A 16,703-nucleotide genomic window follows, 5' to 3' on the forward strand; every position below is an offset into this window, starting at 1 on the left:
CAGTTCGGGACACGGCGTCCCTGGCGTCGGGACATCCCGGCTCGGGACCATTCGACGGGGCACACACGGGGCACGGCAATCCGGTTGGAGCGCGACATGATCGTGGAGCAGCAGCAGTTGTCGGTCGTCCTGCACGCGACCGACTCGATCACGAGAGCCGGGGTGACGGCGGCGCTGCGGGCGCGGCCGGAGGTCAGGCTCGTCGATCCCGAGGACAGCGCTCGGGGAGAGGCCCAGGTGGCGCTGGTCGTCCTGGAGCGGTTGGACTCGGACGCGCAGCAGCTGCTGCGCAAGCTCCAGGTGGGCGATGGCCCCGGCATCGTGCTGGTGGCCGGGGACGTGGCGGACTCGGACCTGCTCAACGCCGTCAGCAGCGGGGTGTCCGCGGTGGTGCGCCGCTCGGAGGCGACGCCGGAGACGCTGGTGCGGCTGCTGAAGGCGACCGCCGCCGGTGAGGGCACGCTCCCGCCGGACCTGCTCGGGAAGCTGCTGAACCGGGTGTCCCGGTTGCAGCGCAACGTCCTGCACCCCAACGGCTGGACGATGGCGGGCATGTCGAACCGGGAGACCGAGGTGCTGCGGCTGATCGCCGACGGGTACGAGACGCGGGAGATCGCCGAGCGGCTGTGCTACTCGCAGCGGACGGTCAAGTCCATCCTGCACGACATCACCAACCGGTTCGGCCTGCGCAACCGGGCGCACGCGGTGGCCTACGCGCTGCGCGAGGGCCTGATCTAGGACACTCCCCGCCCCTCTCGGAGGTTCGGCCGCGAGGTGCAGGAAACGGGGCGCCGCCCTGGCACCGGGAAACCGGTGTTCGGGCGGCGCCCCTTCGCGTCAGCCCTCGACGCGGCCGGAGAACGACACCGACGGGGTGCAGTTGCCGCGCTCGGCCGGGTTCTGGCAGCTCACCGACAGGATCAGCTTCTCGCCCGGCTTGAACCGCAGCGGCTGCACGTAGTGGTAGTCCTGGTCGCGGAAGTTCGCCAGGCCCAGCACCAGCAGGGTGCTGCGGGCGCCGTTCGACTCGCGCAGCAGCCGCACGGTCCCGGCGTCGCCGCGCGGGTTCTGCACGATCAGGTCGGTGATCGCCAGGGTCTTCTTGTCGTCCTTGGGCGTGTAGGTGAAGTCGGCGAACCGGTTGGCGTCACCGGTGATCGGCGAGTCGGCGGCCACCCGGAAGTCGGTGGGCTCGGCGGGCGGCGGCGCCTGGGTGGTGGAGCGCTGCGGCAGCACGACGGCCGCGTCGCCGCCGGAGGAGCTGCCGGGCGCGAGCACCGTGCTCGGGTCGATCCCGACCGCCTCCAGGACCTTCTCGGAGTTCTGCTTGGCCTCGTCCGCCCCGGCCTGCGCGGCGGCGGCGCCCGCCTGGGCCTCCTGGGCGACCGCCTTGACCTCCTCGGCCTGCTTCTCGGCCGCCTCGCGGGCGGCGGAGCTGACCATGGGCTTGAGCAGGGCGAACCACAGGGCGCCGAGCAGCAGCGCGAGTGCGAGCAGGGCGGCGAGCGCGGGCAGCAGCCACTTGGGCAGCACCTGCCGCTGCACCAGCACGCCGTCCACGACGACCTTGTCGCCCTGCGCGGGCACCACGTCGACCCGGAACGGGCGGCGCACCGGCTGGCCGCGCAGGAACGTGTCGTGCGGCTTGACCAGCAGCTTGGCGAACGCGGTCGTGCCAGGCGGCAGGACCAGCTCGCGCGGGGTGGCGGTCAGGACCAGCTCGTCCTCGGGGTCGAGCGGTTCGACCCGCAGCGCGAGCGGGGCGTTGCCGGTGTTGTCGACGGCGACCTCGTAGCGGGCCCGCCGGGCGCCCTCCTTCTTGGTGGGCACCAGTTCCGCGTGCAGCGCGGTGAACGCGCCGACCTCGACGGTCCCCTCCTCCACGACGGAGCCGTACGGGTCCTCGCGGGAGGTGACGCGCACGCCGAACGGCCGCGCGCCCGCGTGGACGGCGGAGCTGCGCGGCGGGGAGAAGCGGACGACGACCTCGGCGGTCTGGTCGGGGACCAGGTTGACCTCGGCCGGTTCGGCGACGGCCCACTCCGCGGTGTCGCCGACGACGTCGACGGTGAACTGGTCGACCAGCCCGCCGGTGTTGCGCACGACGACCGTGCACTCGACCTGCTGGCCGGGGTCTACGGACAGCGCGGGGGCTGACAGCGTGGCGGTGGCACCCATGAGGGCAATCCTCCGTGGACTGGGCGGGTGGGGGTCAGGGGTCTTCGGGCGGGGGGCGGTGCGGGCCGGGCTGCCCGTGCGGGCGGCCCGGCGGGCGTCCCCCGGTGCGGCTCTAGCCCCGGAACACGAAGTCCGGCGGCTGCACGGTCCTGGGCACCACCAGGAACGGGTTCGAGGCGACCTGGCCGAACCGGGGTCCGGCCAGCGGGGCGGCGAGCACGTCCCTGGGACCGAGGCGGTCGCGCGGGAACACCAGGAGCTGGGCGTCGAGACCGCCGTCGCCGCTCACGCGGGCGGTGGCCGGTTCCTGGGTGATGCCCGCGCTCCAGGCGAGCCGGACCTCGGCGCCGGGCGGGAAGTCGACGCCGATGACGCGGGCGACGAAACCGGGTGGGCCGATGGGCGGGTCGACGGTGAGCTTCGGCTGCCGCACGGACACCTCGACGGCGGCGGTGTTGTCGACGACGTCGGAGTCCGGGCCGGTGGTGAACACCGAGCCGCCGGTGGGTCCCCTGGTGGCGGCCTTGGCGGGCAGGGTGAGGCGGACCTCGGCGAGCTGGCCGGGCTGCAGGGCGCCGATGGCGCACTCCCGGCCGTCCGGCGCGCAGCCGGGGCTGGCGGCGGTGGGGGCGCCGAGCTCGGGAGGCAGGGCGGTGACCAGGCGGACGTCGGTCATCGGCTCCGGGGAGCCGTTGCGCATCCGGTAGGACAGCACGACGTCCTGGCCGCCGACGTAGCTGTCCGGGGGGACGGCGGCGACGGCGAGGGAGAGCGAGCCGGGGTTGGGCGGGGGCACGACCTCCTCGGCGACGGTGACCTTCGCGCGGGCGGTGTTGTCGCCGGGGTTGATGTCGGCGGGGGCGGTCGCCGTGACGGTCTGCTCGCCCGCCGCGGTGGAGGTGGCCTGGACGCGGATCTCGGCTCGCTGGCCCTTGGCGAGGCGGCCGAGGGCGCAACGCGGGGTGTCGGTGCGGCAGTTGCCGCTGGTGGTGAGGATCCGGTCGAGCTGGAGGCCGGGTGGGACGTCCAGGGCGATCGTGGCGCCGGGGGCGGCGACGAGGCCGGTGCTGGTGACCGTGAACAGGTACTCGGCGCTGCCGCCGAAGACCACGTCCGGCGGGGACGCGCTCGCGGTGACGGCCAGGTCGGGCAGGCGGCGGGTGGTGGGGTGGGCGGCGCCGTCGGCGCGGCTGACCAGCTTGACCGGGTCGCCGCCGTTCGGGGGGACGGACCAGATGGCGCGGCGGCCGTCGTCGTCGCCGTCGTGGAGGATCGCGGCGGAGTCGGGGGTCCACTCGGGGTGGTTCGCGTTGGGGGCGGCGGAGATGCGGGTGGCGGAGGAGCCGTCGGCGTTCGCGGTGCACAGGTCGCCGGTGCTGTGGGCGTAGGCGAGGCGCTGGCCGTCCGGGGACCAGGCTGCGGCTGTCCCGTCGCTCGCGCAGGCCTCGTCCACCTTGGCGGTGAAGGGGATCTGCCGGGTGGAGCGGTGGGTGTCCTGGTCGACGGTGCTGAACCAGATGCCGGTGCCCTGGGCGGTGCCGGGGCCTTGGACGACCAGGGGGGCCGTTGCGGAGCCGGTGCGGCCTGCGGCGTCGGTGGCGGTGCAGGTGACGGTGGTGAAGCCGACCGGGTAGCGGGCGCCGGGGGTCTGGTCGCAGCCGGGGGTGAGCGGGGCTCCGGTGGCGTCGGTGGCGGAGGCGGTGAAGGTCGCGGGGGCCGGTTGGCCGTCGGGGCTGGTCACGACCGCGCCGGCGACGACGACCGTGGGGGCGCCGGGGTTCTGGGCGGTGACGGTGAGGTGCTGGGTGCGGGGCGGAGTGGGTTGCTCGCCGTCGAACAGGAAGTCGACGTAGCAGGTCGCGGTGGTGCCGGGGCGGGCGTCGGCGGGGAGCTTGACGGTCTCGGTGAAGGTGATCTCGCCACCACCGCGCTGGACGATGGAGGGCGGGTCGAACTCGACGGTGGCGCCGGAGTCGCAGGAGTGCTGCGGGGTGACGGTGACCGGGAGGGACCGGATGCCGTTGGAGATGGCCTGGGCGAGATCGGCGGGCCTGGTGTTGTCCGGCAGGAGCACACCACCGGTGGCGTTGACGATGGCGGTGGCCTGGCGCAGGTTGTCGAGCCCGGACGTGCCACCGGGCGAGACCGGGACGCCGATGACGCGGATGTCCTTGGCCAGCAAGGAGTCGATCGTCTCCTGCTGGGTGAGGAGCAGGGCGCAGTCGTTCGCCTCGGCCCCGTCGCAGTCGTAGCGGGCGGGCGCGTCGCCGACGAGCACGATGATGCGGTTCGCCCCGCTCTCCACGAACACGTCGTCGGTGGCGAGCCTGTGCAGCCCGTAGAACCAGTCCTCGGGCCAGGAGTTGCCGCCACCTTCCGGTTTCAGCCCGGTCAGCGCCGCTTGGAACGCCCGCGTGTCGCTGGTCAGGTCCTGCCGCATCCGGTAGCGGCCTGGGCCGTCGACGGTGTCCTTGTAGTCGGCCAACCCGAAGCGCGTTGCCGGTTGCTCCCCGAGGAGCTGCTCCAGCGTCGCGGTCAGCGTTTCCCCTGCGGCTTTCAACGCCGAGCCCATCGACCCCGTGGTGTCGATGAGGAACATGATCTCGGGCTTGCTCGGGACGTCCGGGGTGCTCAGCCTCGCCTGGGTCCGGTAGTCGCCGCCGGGGCTCGTGCCGCCCACCACCGCGTACGGCCCGACGTTCGGCGTCTCCTGCCCGTCGATCCGCCTGGTGAACGCGATGGTCGTGCCGTCCGGGGACCAGGCGGGCTCGCTGTCGCGGGCGGACAGGGTCGGGGGCGCCGGGACGTCCGCCAGGACCGCCCCGTCCGAGACGCGCAGGACGCGGATGCCCGCCTCGGTGGTGACGGCGAGCTTGGCGCCGTCCGGGGACCAGGTGGGCTCGGCCTCGCCGATCCTGGGCGTGAGCACGCGGGGCGAGGTGCCGTCCGCGTTGGCCACGACCAGGCTCGCGAAGCCGGTGACCGGGGGTCCTGGGGTCGGGGGCGCCGACGAGGGCGGGGTCTCCACGCCCCACTGGGCGTAGGCGATCTTCGTGCCGTCCGGGGAGTACGCGGGCTGCGCCTCCCTGCGCTCCCGGCCGCTGAGGGCGCGCTGGTCCGCGCCCCTCGCGTTGGCGCTGTGCACGTCGTCCCCGCCCTCGTACCCCACCAGGTAGGGGGAGAGGGGTTCGTCCTGCGCGGTGGCCTGCGGCGCCCGGTCGGCGAGCAGGAAGCCGCCCAGCAGCACCGCCAGCGCCAGGAAGGCGGCGGTTCTGCCCACTCGTCCGATCACCGGTCGGTCCACCGGGGTTCGCTCCTTCGGTCCTTGGCGGGGCTTACTTCTCGGCGAAGAACTCGATCTCGGAGATCGCGACGTCGTTGCCCGACAGCGACCGGTGCAGCCCGGTCACGTGCACCTCGACGCGCTCGGCGCCCTCGCTGCCCGCGAGCGCGACCTCCTGCGGGTCGGGGGTGTCGGCGAGGTCGACGTCGTGGGTCCTGCCGGTGGAGTAGACGAGGTGCAGGCGCTGCGGGCGGTGCGCGGACTGGAAGTCGGCGCCGATGCCCGCGCGCACGATCGCCTTGGTGAGGTCGACCTGCTTGCCGAAGTCCAGGACCAGCGCGGGCTGCGGGTCGGCGGGGGCGGCCCAGTGCGTGTTCGAGGCGTTGTCGGCGACCAGCGCGGCCGGGTGGTCGGGCAGCTCGGCGGTGGCGCTGACGGCGGTGGGGCGCACCGGTTCGAGCTTCGCGTCGAACACGCCGCGCACGTCCTCGACGGTCCCGGTGACGGCGCCGTTGACGGACGAGCGGAACGGGGCGACCAGCCCGTACAGGGCGCCGAACAGCAGGACCGCGACCAGCAGCACGAGCTGCGCGGCCCGGCCGACGCCCTTGCGGACCGAGCCGCTGCGGCGGGCCCGGTTGCGGGTGCCCGCCGCGACGGTCTTGTCCTTGCGGGGGAACAGCTTGCGCCACCAGGTGGTGTCGACGACCGTCGCGGCGGCCAGCGAGTCGCCGCAGGTGGCGCAGAAGTTGCGGGTGGGCGGGTTGCTGTCGCCGCAGCGCCCGCAGATCAGGTCGCCGGGCTGGGCCTGGCGGCGCTCGGTGAGCTTGGGCTGCGGGCGGGCGGGCGCGGGCTGCTGGGCGCCGGGCTGGACCGCCGAGGGCTGGACGGCGGTGGGCTGGACGGCGGTCGGTCGGGCCGGGGCCGGTTGGGCGGCACCCGGTTGGGCGGCCGGGACCGGAGGCTGGGGTTCCGGCGCCGCGACCACCGGTGGCACGACCGGCTGCGCGGTCGTGGGCTGCCCGGCGGGCCCGGCGGACCCAGCGGGCCCCGACTGCTGCGCCGCGCCACCGGCCTGCCCCTGCGCCGCCCCAACGGTTTCCTTCTCCCACTCCAGGAAAGTCCCGCAGGCGCCGCAGAACTCGGCCCCGCCGGTGTTGTGCTCCCCGCACTGCGCGCAGACGATCACTGCCCCACCACTTCCACTTCGACCGCGACGTGCGCGGGGACCGCCCCCGCCACGGCCGAGGCCAGTCGGGTCCGGTCGACGGATTCGGGATCGGCCACCCGCACCACGACCCGGACCGAGGGCGGTCCGGTCTCGGGCAGGGGCTGGCCGGGTTGGTCGGTCGAGGTGCAGGCGCCGCTGTCGACGACCTCCACCTCACCGCCGGAGAGCAGCCGGACGTGCTCGGCGAGGCCGCGCCGGGTGCCGCGCCAGCGGTGCAGCCGCACCGCCGACGCGATCAGCTCCCGGCGCTGCGCGGGCGTCCACCCCTCGCCGACGTCCAGCGCGACCCAGTGCGCCAGCAGGTCGAGGAAGTCCTCGGGCGCGGTGCGCGGGTCGAGGTAGGCGGCGAAGCCGTCCAGGGCGGTGAACACCGGGGTGAGCACCTCGTCGAGCGCCTCGGTGAACCGCTGGGTGAAGCCGTCCTCGGTGTAGACGGCGGGGAGGCGCTCGCCCAGCGGGTGCGGGCTGGGCAGGGTGAGCGTGCCGAGCCTCATCGCGCCACCCGCACCTGGTGGCCGTAGGAGAACGCGAGTCCGTTGGGCGGCAGGTCGAGGCGCGGGACGGCGGTGCCGCGCTCGCCGGTGACCGGGTTCGCGCCGAACAGCCGGATGTCCTCGACCAGCTCCACGCCGTGGAGTCGTTGCAGCACCGCGAAGACCTCGCCGGACTGGACGGGCCTGCCGAACGGCCAGCCGCCGCCGTCCGGTCCGCCGCTGATGGGGTTGAAGTAGTCGTAGAGGGCCTGCACGGCGCGGGCGCGCAGCACGTCCTCCGGGGTCCCGGCGCGGGCGCGCAGCTGCGCGACGACCGTGACGCCCTGGTAGAACGGCGGTTCGACGGAGACGCGGGCGCCGACGCAGCGGCGCTCGTCCAGGAACCGCTCGATGCGGCCCCGCACCTCGGCGTCCGGTTGCAGCGCGGCGAAGTCCGCGCCCTCGTCGGCGGGCACGGCGGGCACCACGAGCACCCGCACGGCGTCCGACCCGGCCCCGGCGGGCACGCAGCGCACGCGCGCGATCTCGGGCGCGGCCTCGCGGGTGAGCAGCTCGTAGTCCTCGGCGGTGACCGCCCGGTCGCGGGTGCGCAGCAGCAGCGGTCCGCGCTGGGCGGCGTCGGTGACGCTCTCCCCCGCGACGCCCCCGGCGGCGGGCCTGCGGTTGGTGGCGGAGCTGACGAACGGCACCGGGTCGCGCTGCACGCGCAGCATCCCGCGCGCGACGTTGCCGCGCGGGCCGCCGCCGGTGCGGTACTCGGGGACCCGGATCGCGGCGGACTTCGCGGGCACGGCGCCGTGGTTGCGCACCGAGCCGTCCGGTTGCCGCACCGCCGGTCCGAAGATCAGCTCGCCGCCGACGCGGTCGAGCACGACGTGCCGGTCGGCGGGGCCGGACTCGGCGAACGAGCGCACCTCGTGCCAGTCCTGCCAGCCGTCGGCGGTGGCGACCTGCACGCGCAGGACCGCGTCACCGGCGACGACGGGGGTGCGGGCGAGCTGGAACCGCTGGCCGGGAACGCCTTCCGAGACGCCGACGACCTCGCCGGTGACGACGTCGGCGTGGGTGGCGGCGGTGGTGCCGCCGATGGTGGCGGCGGTGGCGGACAGCAGCTTCGGGGAGCGGTGGTAGAAGGGCAGTTCCGGTTCGGGGCGCACGGCCCGGCAGCGCAGCCAGCCCGCCCGCTGGCGGGCGATCACGGAGGCGGTGTGGCCGGTCGGGACGTGCAGGACGACGTCACCGGGCTGGTTGAAGCCGCCGGTGGTGTCCCGCTCGACCTCGGCCGGGACCCAGTTCTCGCCGTCCCACGCCTCCCAGCGCCACGGCGGGAAGCGCGGGTCGACGCCCCTGCCCTCGGCGCGGCACTCCAGGCGCAGCAGCACGGCGCAGCCGGGGACGGCGTCGGTGAGGCCGAACAGCACGGCGTCGCCCTCGGCGGGCTCGGGCCCGAACACCTCGGGGTCCTTGCCGTCGCGCAGGTCGTCGGTGCGGTCGACCGGGGGCGCGTCGGCGGCGGAGGTGGCCAGGGCGCCGAGGGTGGCGGGCACGACGACCAGGTCGCGGTCGACGGTGAACACCACCGGTTCCTCGATCTCGGTGCGCTCGGTGGCGACCTGGGACCCGGCCGGGACGACCACGGGGGTCTCGCGCGGCGCGGACAGCCAGAAGGTGACGTCGGCGCGGGCGGCGGTGGGCGGGAACAGGGTGACGCCGATGAGGTCGAGGAACCGCAGGTAGTGCAGGTCGGGGACGCGGTTGAGCCGGTAGAGCAGCTCGTCGGTCATGTGCGCGAACGCCTCGATGAGCGTGACGCCGGGGTCGGACACGTTGTGGTCCGTCCACTCCGGGCAGTGCTGCTGGACGCGGCGCTTGGCCTCGTCGACCAGGTCCTGGAAGCGGCGGTCGTCCAGGTTGGGGCTGGGCAGCGGCATCAGGCACCGTCCTCGGCGTCGTGGGGCGGGATGACGTAGAACGGGAAGACCAGGTTGCGCGGGTCGTTGGTGCCGCGCGGGGTGTAGCGGATGTCGATGAGCAGGGTTCCGCTGCCCACCTCGTCGAAGCTCACCGAGACGTCCTCCAGGGTGATGCGGGGTTCCCAGCGCTCCAGGGCGGTGCGGACCTCGTAGGCGATGCGCCCGGCGGTGGCCGAGTCGGCGGGGGCGAACACCAGGTCGTGGATGGCGCAGCCGAACTCGGGGCGCATGGGGCGCTCGCCGGGGGCGGTGGCCAGGATGAGGCGGATGCTCTCGACCAGCTCGCGGGAGCCGCCGACCAGCGCGACGGAGCCGGTGGCGTCGGTGTGCACGGGGAAGGCGAGCCCCCGGCCGATGAAGTCCACGGTCAGCCTCCGATCATGACGGTGGGGCAGCCCATGACGATGGGCGCGCCGCAGGAGGCCAGGTCGCCGAGGCGGGCGGCGGGCTTGCCGCCGAGGAGCACGGTGGGGCAGCCGGGCGGCAGGATGGGCGTCGGCGGGTGCGGTGGCACGCCGGGGAAGGCGCAGGTGTGCAGCCCGCCGACGGTGGCCGCGGGCACCCCGCCGATCAGCACCGTGGGCACGCCGGGCGGCGCGACGGCGCCGGGGTGACCGGTCGGGTCCCCGACCCTGGCCGCTGGTGGCATGACCTTCTCCCGCTCTCTGCTGGTCGGTTCTCTGCTGGTGTCTCTGCTGGCCGGGCGCTGCTAGTTGATCTTGACGAGGCCGCCGCGCACGGTGACCACACCGCTCGCGGTCAGCTCGGCCTGGCCCTGCGCGGCGACGGACACGGAAGCGCCCTCGACCTTCACGCCGGAGGTGCCCGCGAGCTTCATCGACGCCTTGGCCTCGACGGCGACGTCGGTCGCGGAGGTCGCGGTGATCTTCTGGCCCTTGAGCTCCAGCGGCCCCTTGCCCGCGTCGATGCTGACGCCGTTGGCCGCCTTCACCACCACGGTCTTGTCGCTGGTGATCTCGACCGTCTGCTTCTTCTGGTCGATGCGGACGGCGAACTTCCCGTCACCGCTGGAGATCAGGATTCCGTCGGTCTCGACGAACTCGACCTTGTGGCCCTCGCGGGAGACGAACCCGCGCGCGGCGATCGCGCCGGACCCGCCGTCCACCGGTTCCACGCTCAGCTTCGGCGGCACGTCCTTCGGGTTGTGCAGCCCGCCGAGCACGTACGGCGAGTCGAACGAGCCGTGCTCGAAGCCGACCAGTACCTCGTCGCCGACCTCGGGCACCACCAGCGAGCCCCGCCCCTTGCCCGCGCCCTGCTGGAGCACGCGCGCCCAGCCGGAGGTGAAGTCGGGCGCCAGCCACGGGAAGGTCAGCTTGACCCGGCCGAGCTTCGCCGGGTCCTTGACGTCGCTGACGACGGCGGGCACCAGGTCGCCGCGCGCGGCCGTGGCGGGGCCGTTGGCCAGCCCGTACAGCGAGCGCTCCTGGCGGCCGGAGACGGTGAACTCGGTGGTGTAGCCGTTGCCGGAGAACAGGTGCCTGGCGCTGGTGAGCGTGTACTTGCCCGCGAACTGCTCGCCGACGTTGACCAGCGCGACGGCGGAACCCGCGCGCAGCTTGGGATTGCCCCGCGCGACCCCGCTCAGCTCCACGCACGCGCCGCCGAGCTGGGCGGCCAGCGCCTCGGCGACGGCCTTCACCTCGGGCTGGGTGCGGTTGGCCACCGACGCCAGGAACGGCGCGGCGCCGAACTTCCTGGCCAGCTTCGCCGGGTCGGCCTCGTCGGCCTGGGTGCCCGGCGTGGTGGGCGTGGCGGTCGCGGTGACCTTCTCCTTGGCCTCCGGGTTCCAGCCGCCCACCACGACCTCCGGCACCTGCTCGGCGGAGGTGACGGAGGCGCGCAGCGACAGCAGCGAGCGGTGCATCTCCAGCGCGAACGGGTTCGTGGTCGACTTGGCGCCGCTGCCCGGCGCGGAGCTGGGCTTGTCCGGCAGCCGGAAGTCGACCTTGCCGTCGGTGACGGCGATCTGCGCGCCGACGTCGGTGGCCAGGCGGGAGAGGAACTCCCAGTCGCTCACGCCCTCCTGGCTGATCTGCGTCTCGGCCTTGCCGCCGAACCCGGAGACGGAGTCGATCCGGCCGGGCGCGAGGCTCGCGCGCTGCACCACCTTGCGCACCACGTCGCCGACCGTCATGCCGGGGTAGGCGGCGACCCTGCGGCCCCGGAACAGCCGGTGCGTGACGGCGTAGCCGCGCACCTCGGTGAACGTGCCGCCCGCGTCGAGCTCGACGCCGATCGCGGTCACCTCGCCCGCCATCAGCTGCTCGGGCGCGCCCGGCTCGCTGGTCTGGACCTTGAGCACGACCTTGGCGCCGACGGTGAACTTCCCCTTGCCCAGCACCACGTGGCCGGGGTCGCGGAAGCGCAGCACGAACACGTCGGGCAGGTTGCGGCTGGTGTCGACGTAGGCGGTGGTGAGCCAGGACTTGACGTCGGCGGGCAGCGGACCGCCCTCGACCTCGACCACCAGCGAGTTGGCGAAGCTCTCAGCCACCGCGCACCTCCTCCAGCGCGGGCAGCAGCAGCCGGGCGCCGGGGCGCAGCCGCATCGGGTCGTCGATGTTGTTGGCCTCGGCGATCTCCCGCCACAGGTTGGGGTCGCCGTACGCCCGGTACGCCAGCGACTGGAGCGTGTCGCCCGCGACCAGCACGTGCGAGTCGCGGGCGGCCAGCGCGCCCGAGGTGGGGTTCTGGCCGCCCAGCTCGCCGGAGATCTCCTCCAGGCTGACCGTGCACACCGCGCGCACCGGAACGCCTGCCGGGGTGAACAGGGTGTACTTGGCGGCGACGCTGGCGACGAACGCCGGGAACCCGGTCATGCCGCCCCACTTGAACACCACCCACGGCGGGGAGCCCTTGCCCTGCTGGCGGCTGTCCTCGGTCGGCACGCAGCAGGCGAACAGCTGCTCCACCTTGCGCACCACGCCGTCGTCCATGTGCTCGGTGGAGTCCAGGAAGACCTCCAGGGACAGCTTCACCGGCTCGGCGCCCTTGTACTCGGGGGTGCCGGACTTCTTGTGGTTGGGCTGGAGGTCGCGCTCCCACTTGGTCGACTTGGTCAGCGACAGCTCGCGCGGGTTGAACTGGAAGGTGATGTCGTGCAGCAGCTCGCCGGGCTTGGCGGCGCCACCGGCCTTCGGCGGCTTGTGCACGCTCAGCACGGCTTTCTGCAGGTTGCTGGGCGCGCCGTAGCTGGAGGCGGCGCCGGTTCCGGCGGAGGTGAAGGTGATCGGGGAGGCCACCGGGTCACCGCACCGAGCTGAGGAAGCCGTGGTGGGCCAGTTCGAGCGTCTCGACGGCGACCTTGGGCGAGTCGAGCGAGAGCTGCGGACCGCTCCAGCGCACCGGGACGACGCCGGTGAGGGACCAGCTGGTGATGACGGAGCCCGCGAGGGTGCGGGCCTCGATGACGGCGGTCTTGCGCTTGATCCCGCCCGCCATGCCGGAGATCCACTTGAGGATCTTGGCGCTGTCCTTGGTGACCGGGCGGGAGAGCTTGACGTTGGAGTACTTGATGCGGGTGGGCAGCTGCCACACCATGCCGTTGTTGCCGCCCTCCTCGCGCTGCTCGACGGAGAACTCGACGCTCAGGCCGTCGCAGCTGTTGAACGATCCGAGGCTCTCGTCGTCGATGCGCACGACGAAGCAGACCGCCACCGCCTCATCCAGTTCGGGCACAGCCACTCCCTCGGTCGGGCGCTCTCGCGCGGTTCACGCTGGTGGTTCGCGGTTCGGGTGGGGCGGTCGTCAGTGCAGGCGGTCGGTGAGCGAGCCCCGGCGCTCGCGGTCGAGCCACAGCTCGGCCTTCAGGCGGCGCAGGAGGGGGTCGTAGAGCTTCTTGAGCAGCTCTTCCGGCTCGGGGATCGGCGCTGCGGGCGGGGCCGAGGTGGTGGAGGCGCTGGTCGTCGGCGCGGGGGCGGCGGGGTCGGCGGGCGCTTCCGGGTGGCCGGGTGGCGGGTCGTCCGGGGTGGGGGGTGGTGCGGCCTGCGGCGGAACGGGCGGTTCGCCGGGCGGCGGGTCGTAGAGCTCCCGCTGCACGGCGAAGTGGTGGGGGTGGGCGGTGGGACCCGGTGGGGGCGCCGGGAAGGCCGGGGCGAGCGGGAGTGGTTGCGGTGTCGGGGAGATCGATGGCGCGGGGAGGACGGACTGCGCGGCGGAACCCGACGGCTGAGGGAACCCCGGTTGCGCGGGGAGAGCGGACTCCGTGGGGAAAGCCGGTTGTGCGGGGGAAGCCGACTGCGCCGCCGGGCTGAGCTGGACCGCCAGGCCGGATTGCACCGGGAAGGCGGATTGCACCGGGAAGCTCTGCGGCACACCGATTCCCGGTCGCACGGCAAAACCCTGCTGAGCTGGGGCAAAACCCTGCTGGGCTGGGGCAAAACCCTGCTGGGCTGGCGTGAAACCCTGCTGGGTCGGGAAAGCCCGCTGGGCGGAGAGAGCTTGCTGTGCGGGGGAACCCTGTTGCGGCGCGGTGTAGCCCTGCACTGCAAGGCCGGGCTGGGGCTGGAACCGGGGCTGGGGTTGGTCATCGCCGAGCGAGACGCCGAGGCTCTGCGCGATCTGCGGGTCGAGACTCCACCCGGACGGTCCCACCGACCCGATCCCCCCGCCCAACGCCGCCAGGGGACCAGCGTCAGCCGCCGCCGAGGCGAGTCCGGCGATGCTCGTCGGGACGCGCGGACCGGGTGCGGGGGCGCTCGGGGCGGCCAACTCCCTCTGCACCGACCAGGTCGGCTGGGTCGCGGGAACGGCGTTCTCGGCCTGGCGCTGGACGAACCGCTGCGGCAGTCCGGGCGCGAGCGACAGCACCGGGGCCTGCTCGAACCGCTGGACCGGCGCGGACGTCCCGCTCGGAACGCTCGGCGTGCTCGGCGCCACCGGGAGCTCAGCAGGAAGTTCGGCGGGAAGTTCGACGGCACGGGCAGCGGGCTGGTCGGCGGCCAGCGAGCGCTGCACCATCTCGGTCAACGACACCGGACGCTCACCACCGGCCACCCCCTGCGGCACGGTCGGCAGCGGCAGCACCGGCGTGGTCGGCACCGACCGCGCGGACTGGGAATGCGCGCTAGACGCGCCTGGTGTGGTGGAAGTGCCGGGAGCAGCAGCAGTGGAGGTGGTGGGGGTGGTGGGCGTGGTATAGGTCTGGATCGTCCTGGGCTGGCCGAGCCCCAGCGTCCGCGCCGCGCTCTTGCCCACGACGGTGGTCGGGGCAGCGGCGGCGGGGACCACCGGGAGTTCAACCGACCTGGAAACCGTTGCGGGAGCTGGGGCAACCGCATCGGGGGCGACGACCCGCTGCACGACGTCGCCCGTCAGCGGTTCGTCCCCGACGAGACCAGCGCTGATCGGCTCGCCGCCGATCGTCCCACCACCGGCGGGCTCGTCGCTGATCGGCTCGTCGCCGATCGGGCTGTCAGCCATCGGAAGGCCGTTCGACGGCTGGCCGCTCACCGACGCCTCGGAAGGTGCGCTGCCAGCCTCGGGAAAACCCGGCATCACCGGCGCCTCGACGGGTCGCTGCACGACCTCGGGCTCGGTGGTCCGCTGCACCAGCGGTTCCCCCAACCCCGGCCGGACCGCTCCACGCGCGGCACCGTCCGCCACCACCCGTGACGCCGGAGGCGGTGGAGGCGGTGGAGGCGCGATGAACTGCCTGGTCATCGGGACCGCAGTCGGCTCGGCAACCCGCTGCACGGCCGCTTCCTGAACCGCGTTCGAGGTCTGCGGCGCGAGCGGGAGCGCTTGCGCCACCGGCTCGACGGCGGTGGGCAGCGGGGACGGAGCGGGCGCCTCCACGTCGACCGGGCGAGGCTCGTCGACGCCGAGCGTCCGGGTGATCGGCTCGGGCGTCGCGATCACCGGCTTGGCGCCTGCGGTTTCGACCGCGATCGAGCGCTGCACAACGGCTCCACCGGCACCGGCGGCACCAGCAGCGGCCACACCGGCAGTAGTCCCAGTGGAAACAGCTCCACCAGCAGCGATCTCACCAGCAGCGGTCCCACCGGTGGCAGCGACGCTCTCGGCGAAGCCGCCACCGGTGAACCCGTCACCTGCCAAGCCCTCGGTGGCAGGTGAGGCCTCGACCGCCCTGCTCACCGTGAAACCGGCGCCACTCCCGACAGCACCGGCAGCACCGACAGCACCCGCACCGCGCCCACCGGTCGCGACTCCCCCACCGGACGCGCCAACCGCACTCCCGGTCCCCGTGGGAATCCCCCCAGGTCGCGAGAACACCACCCCTTCACGCGGTGGTTCCCCGATCACCCCGGACGGCTCCGACTCGGCGACGAAGTGGCCCAGCGGGGCCAGGAACGCGGGTGAGCGCCAGGACGTCAACCCGCCGGTGAACGAGTCCACCGGGTTCGCCAGCGGGTGCTCGGGCAGCACCCGCTGGATCGGGGGCAGCCCGCGCCACTCGCCCCGCAGCACCGGGCCGGCCTGCGCGGGGCCTGCGGCGCCGTCAGGTCCGGCAGGCGCCGGGGTTCGCTTGCGGAAGGGCCACACTTCAGGTCACCGCCTGGTGTTGATGCGGGCGATCTCGGCCGCGTAGCGCAGCCGGTCGTGGTGCTCCAGGTCGAGGATCGAGTCCAGCGACCAGTGGAAGTGGTAGGCGACGTACGCGACCTCCTCGTGCAGCCGGTCGACCGCGTACGTCACGATTCCCCCAGGCGCCCGCCGGAGACGTCGACGGAGAACCCGTGGCCGCACGACGGGCAGGCCACGGCGGCTCGGGTGTGCCCCTCGCTGTTGATCCGCCGGTACATGTCCTGGAGGAACGCCAGGTCGGAGGCGAACAGGTTCTCCACGACCCCGGTGTGGACGTCGGTGATCGTCCCGAGCGAGACGAGGACGCGCGCCAGCAGCACCACGGTCAGGTAGGCGGAGTTCTCCCGCACCCGGTCGTCGCGCAGCGGGATCAGCTCGTCGCGGGCGGTCGCCAGTCGCATGACGCCGCTCTTGTGGACCGTCCCGGACTCGTCCGCGTACCCGCGCGGCAGCTCGAAGGCGAACTCCGTGCGCATCGTCGCGGGCGAGTCCGGCGCGACCGCGGTCGTGGACCGGCGCACTACTCGACTTCCATCATCTCGTAGGTGACCACGAGCTTCTCGGTGAGCACGCTGGTGTCACCGGCCTTGAGCGAGCCGATCTCCAGGCTCTTGGGCCACGCGTTGGTCAGCTTGTAGCGCTTGATCGCGGTGCCCTCGTAGTCGTAGACGATGATCGCACCGCCCTTGCGGGCCGAGGCCATCTTGCCGAAGTGGGCGTCCTTGACCCACTTCTCGAAGCTGTTGTCGCCGGTGAGGCCTCGGGTGAGCGTGACCTCGCCCGCCTTGGGGCGGCCGGGCAGCTTCTTGATGACGTACTTGCCGTCGGCGGTGTTCTGCTTGAGCTCGATGACGTCCTGCTCCATCTTGAGCCCGGACACCTCGGAGATCTGCTTGATCGCGACGCCGTCGACCTCCAGGCCGAACGAGTGGCCGACGGACGTGTCGAGTTCGGGGAGTGCCATGTCCTACCGC

Annotated in this window: 15 protein-coding genes; 1 reads left to right on the top strand and 14 read right to left on the bottom strand. The window is 73.6% G+C overall.

Annotation, left to right across the window (positions count from 1 at the left end):
- Window positions 1–96 precede the first annotated feature (96 nt).
- Window positions 97–738 carry a response regulator transcription factor gene (locus LV78_RS32000; RefSeq protein WP_253849755.1) on the top strand — a complete coding sequence of 214 codons (642 nt, stop codon included), beginning with the start codon at window positions 97–99 and terminating at the stop codon, window positions 736–738.
- A gap of 99 nt (window positions 739–837) precedes the next feature.
- Here the strand turns inward: LV78_RS32000 and LV78_RS32005 are convergent, their stop codons facing one another.
- From LV78_RS32005 to LV78_RS32070, 14 genes are all read right to left on the bottom strand, one after another.
- Window positions 838–2,178, bottom strand: a complete 1,341-nt coding sequence (locus tag LV78_RS32005; protein WP_253849756.1) for a COG1470 family protein — start codon at window positions 2,176–2,178, stop codon at window positions 838–840.
- Between the two features lie 112 nt (window positions 2,179–2,290).
- Complete coding sequence (locus LV78_RS32010; RefSeq protein ID WP_253849757.1) at window positions 2,291–5,470, bottom strand: VWA domain-containing protein; 3,180 nt, start codon at window positions 5,468–5,470, stop codon at window positions 2,291–2,293.
- Window positions 5,471–5,513: 43 nt separating this feature from the next.
- The gene (locus LV78_RS32015; protein ID WP_253849758.1) at window positions 5,514–6,650 is read right to left on the bottom strand and encodes a zinc ribbon domain-containing protein; all 1,137 of its coding nucleotides are present in this window, start codon (window positions 6,648–6,650) and stop codon (window positions 5,514–5,516) included.
- Window positions 6,647–7,186 (bottom strand): phage tail protein, encoded by a 540-nt coding sequence (locus LV78_RS32020; RefSeq protein WP_253849759.1) that lies wholly within the window; start codon window positions 7,184–7,186, stop codon window positions 6,647–6,649. Before LV78_RS32020 ends, LV78_RS32015 begins: the two co-directional genes overlap by 4 nt.
- The gene (locus LV78_RS32025; RefSeq protein WP_253849760.1) at window positions 7,183–9,117 is read right to left on the bottom strand and encodes a putative baseplate assembly protein; all 1,935 of its coding nucleotides are present in this window, start codon (window positions 9,115–9,117) and stop codon (window positions 7,183–7,185) included. Before LV78_RS32025 ends, LV78_RS32020 begins: the two co-directional genes overlap by 4 nt.
- The gene (locus LV78_RS32030) at window positions 9,117–9,524 is read right to left on the bottom strand and encodes a GPW/gp25 family protein (protein WP_253849761.1); all 408 of its coding nucleotides are present in this window, start codon (window positions 9,522–9,524) and stop codon (window positions 9,117–9,119) included. The genes LV78_RS32025 and LV78_RS32030 overlap by 1 nt, the downstream gene beginning before the upstream one ends.
- Before the next feature lie 2 nt (window positions 9,525–9,526).
- Window positions 9,527–9,808: a PAAR domain-containing protein gene (locus LV78_RS32035; RefSeq protein ID WP_253849762.1), complete on the bottom strand. Its 282-nt coding sequence runs from the start codon at window positions 9,806–9,808 to the stop codon at window positions 9,527–9,529.
- 60 nt (window positions 9,809–9,868) lie between these two features.
- Window positions 9,869–11,677, bottom strand: a complete 1,809-nt coding sequence (locus LV78_RS32040) for a VgrG-related protein (RefSeq protein WP_253849763.1) — start codon at window positions 11,675–11,677, stop codon at window positions 9,869–9,871.
- On the bottom strand, window positions 11,670–12,425 hold the full coding sequence (locus LV78_RS32045) for a CIS tube protein (RefSeq protein ID WP_253849764.1): 756 nt from the start codon (window positions 12,423–12,425) through the stop codon (window positions 11,670–11,672). Before LV78_RS32045 ends, LV78_RS32040 begins: the two co-directional genes overlap by 8 nt.
- A gap of 4 nt (window positions 12,426–12,429) precedes the next feature.
- Entirely contained in the window at window positions 12,430–12,861 is a 432-nt protein-coding gene (locus LV78_RS32050) for a phage tail protein (RefSeq protein WP_253849765.1), read from the bottom strand.
- 69 nt (window positions 12,862–12,930) lie between these two features.
- Window positions 12,931–15,612 carry a hypothetical protein gene (locus LV78_RS32055; RefSeq protein WP_253849766.1) on the bottom strand — a complete coding sequence of 894 codons (2,682 nt, stop codon included), beginning with the start codon at window positions 15,610–15,612 and terminating at the stop codon, window positions 12,931–12,933.
- A gap of 81 nt (window positions 15,613–15,693) precedes the next feature.
- On the bottom strand, window positions 15,694–15,840 hold the full coding sequence (locus tag LV78_RS32060; protein ID WP_015804092.1) for a DUF6760 family protein: 147 nt from the start codon (window positions 15,838–15,840) through the stop codon (window positions 15,694–15,696).
- Complete coding sequence (locus LV78_RS32065; RefSeq protein ID WP_253849819.1) at window positions 15,837–16,205, bottom strand: hypothetical protein; 369 nt, start codon at window positions 16,203–16,205, stop codon at window positions 15,837–15,839. Before LV78_RS32065 ends, LV78_RS32060 begins: the two co-directional genes overlap by 4 nt.
- Before the next feature lie 44 nt (window positions 16,206–16,249).
- Window positions 16,250–16,693, bottom strand: a complete 444-nt coding sequence (locus LV78_RS32070) for a phage tail protein (RefSeq protein WP_253849767.1) — start codon at window positions 16,691–16,693, stop codon at window positions 16,250–16,252.
- Between the last annotated feature and the right edge of the window lie 10 nt (window positions 16,694–16,703).

The sequence above is a fragment of the Actinosynnema pretiosum genome, from assembly GCF_024171695.1.
Lineage (GTDB): Bacteria > Actinomycetota > Actinomycetes > Mycobacteriales > Pseudonocardiaceae > Actinosynnema > Actinosynnema pretiosum.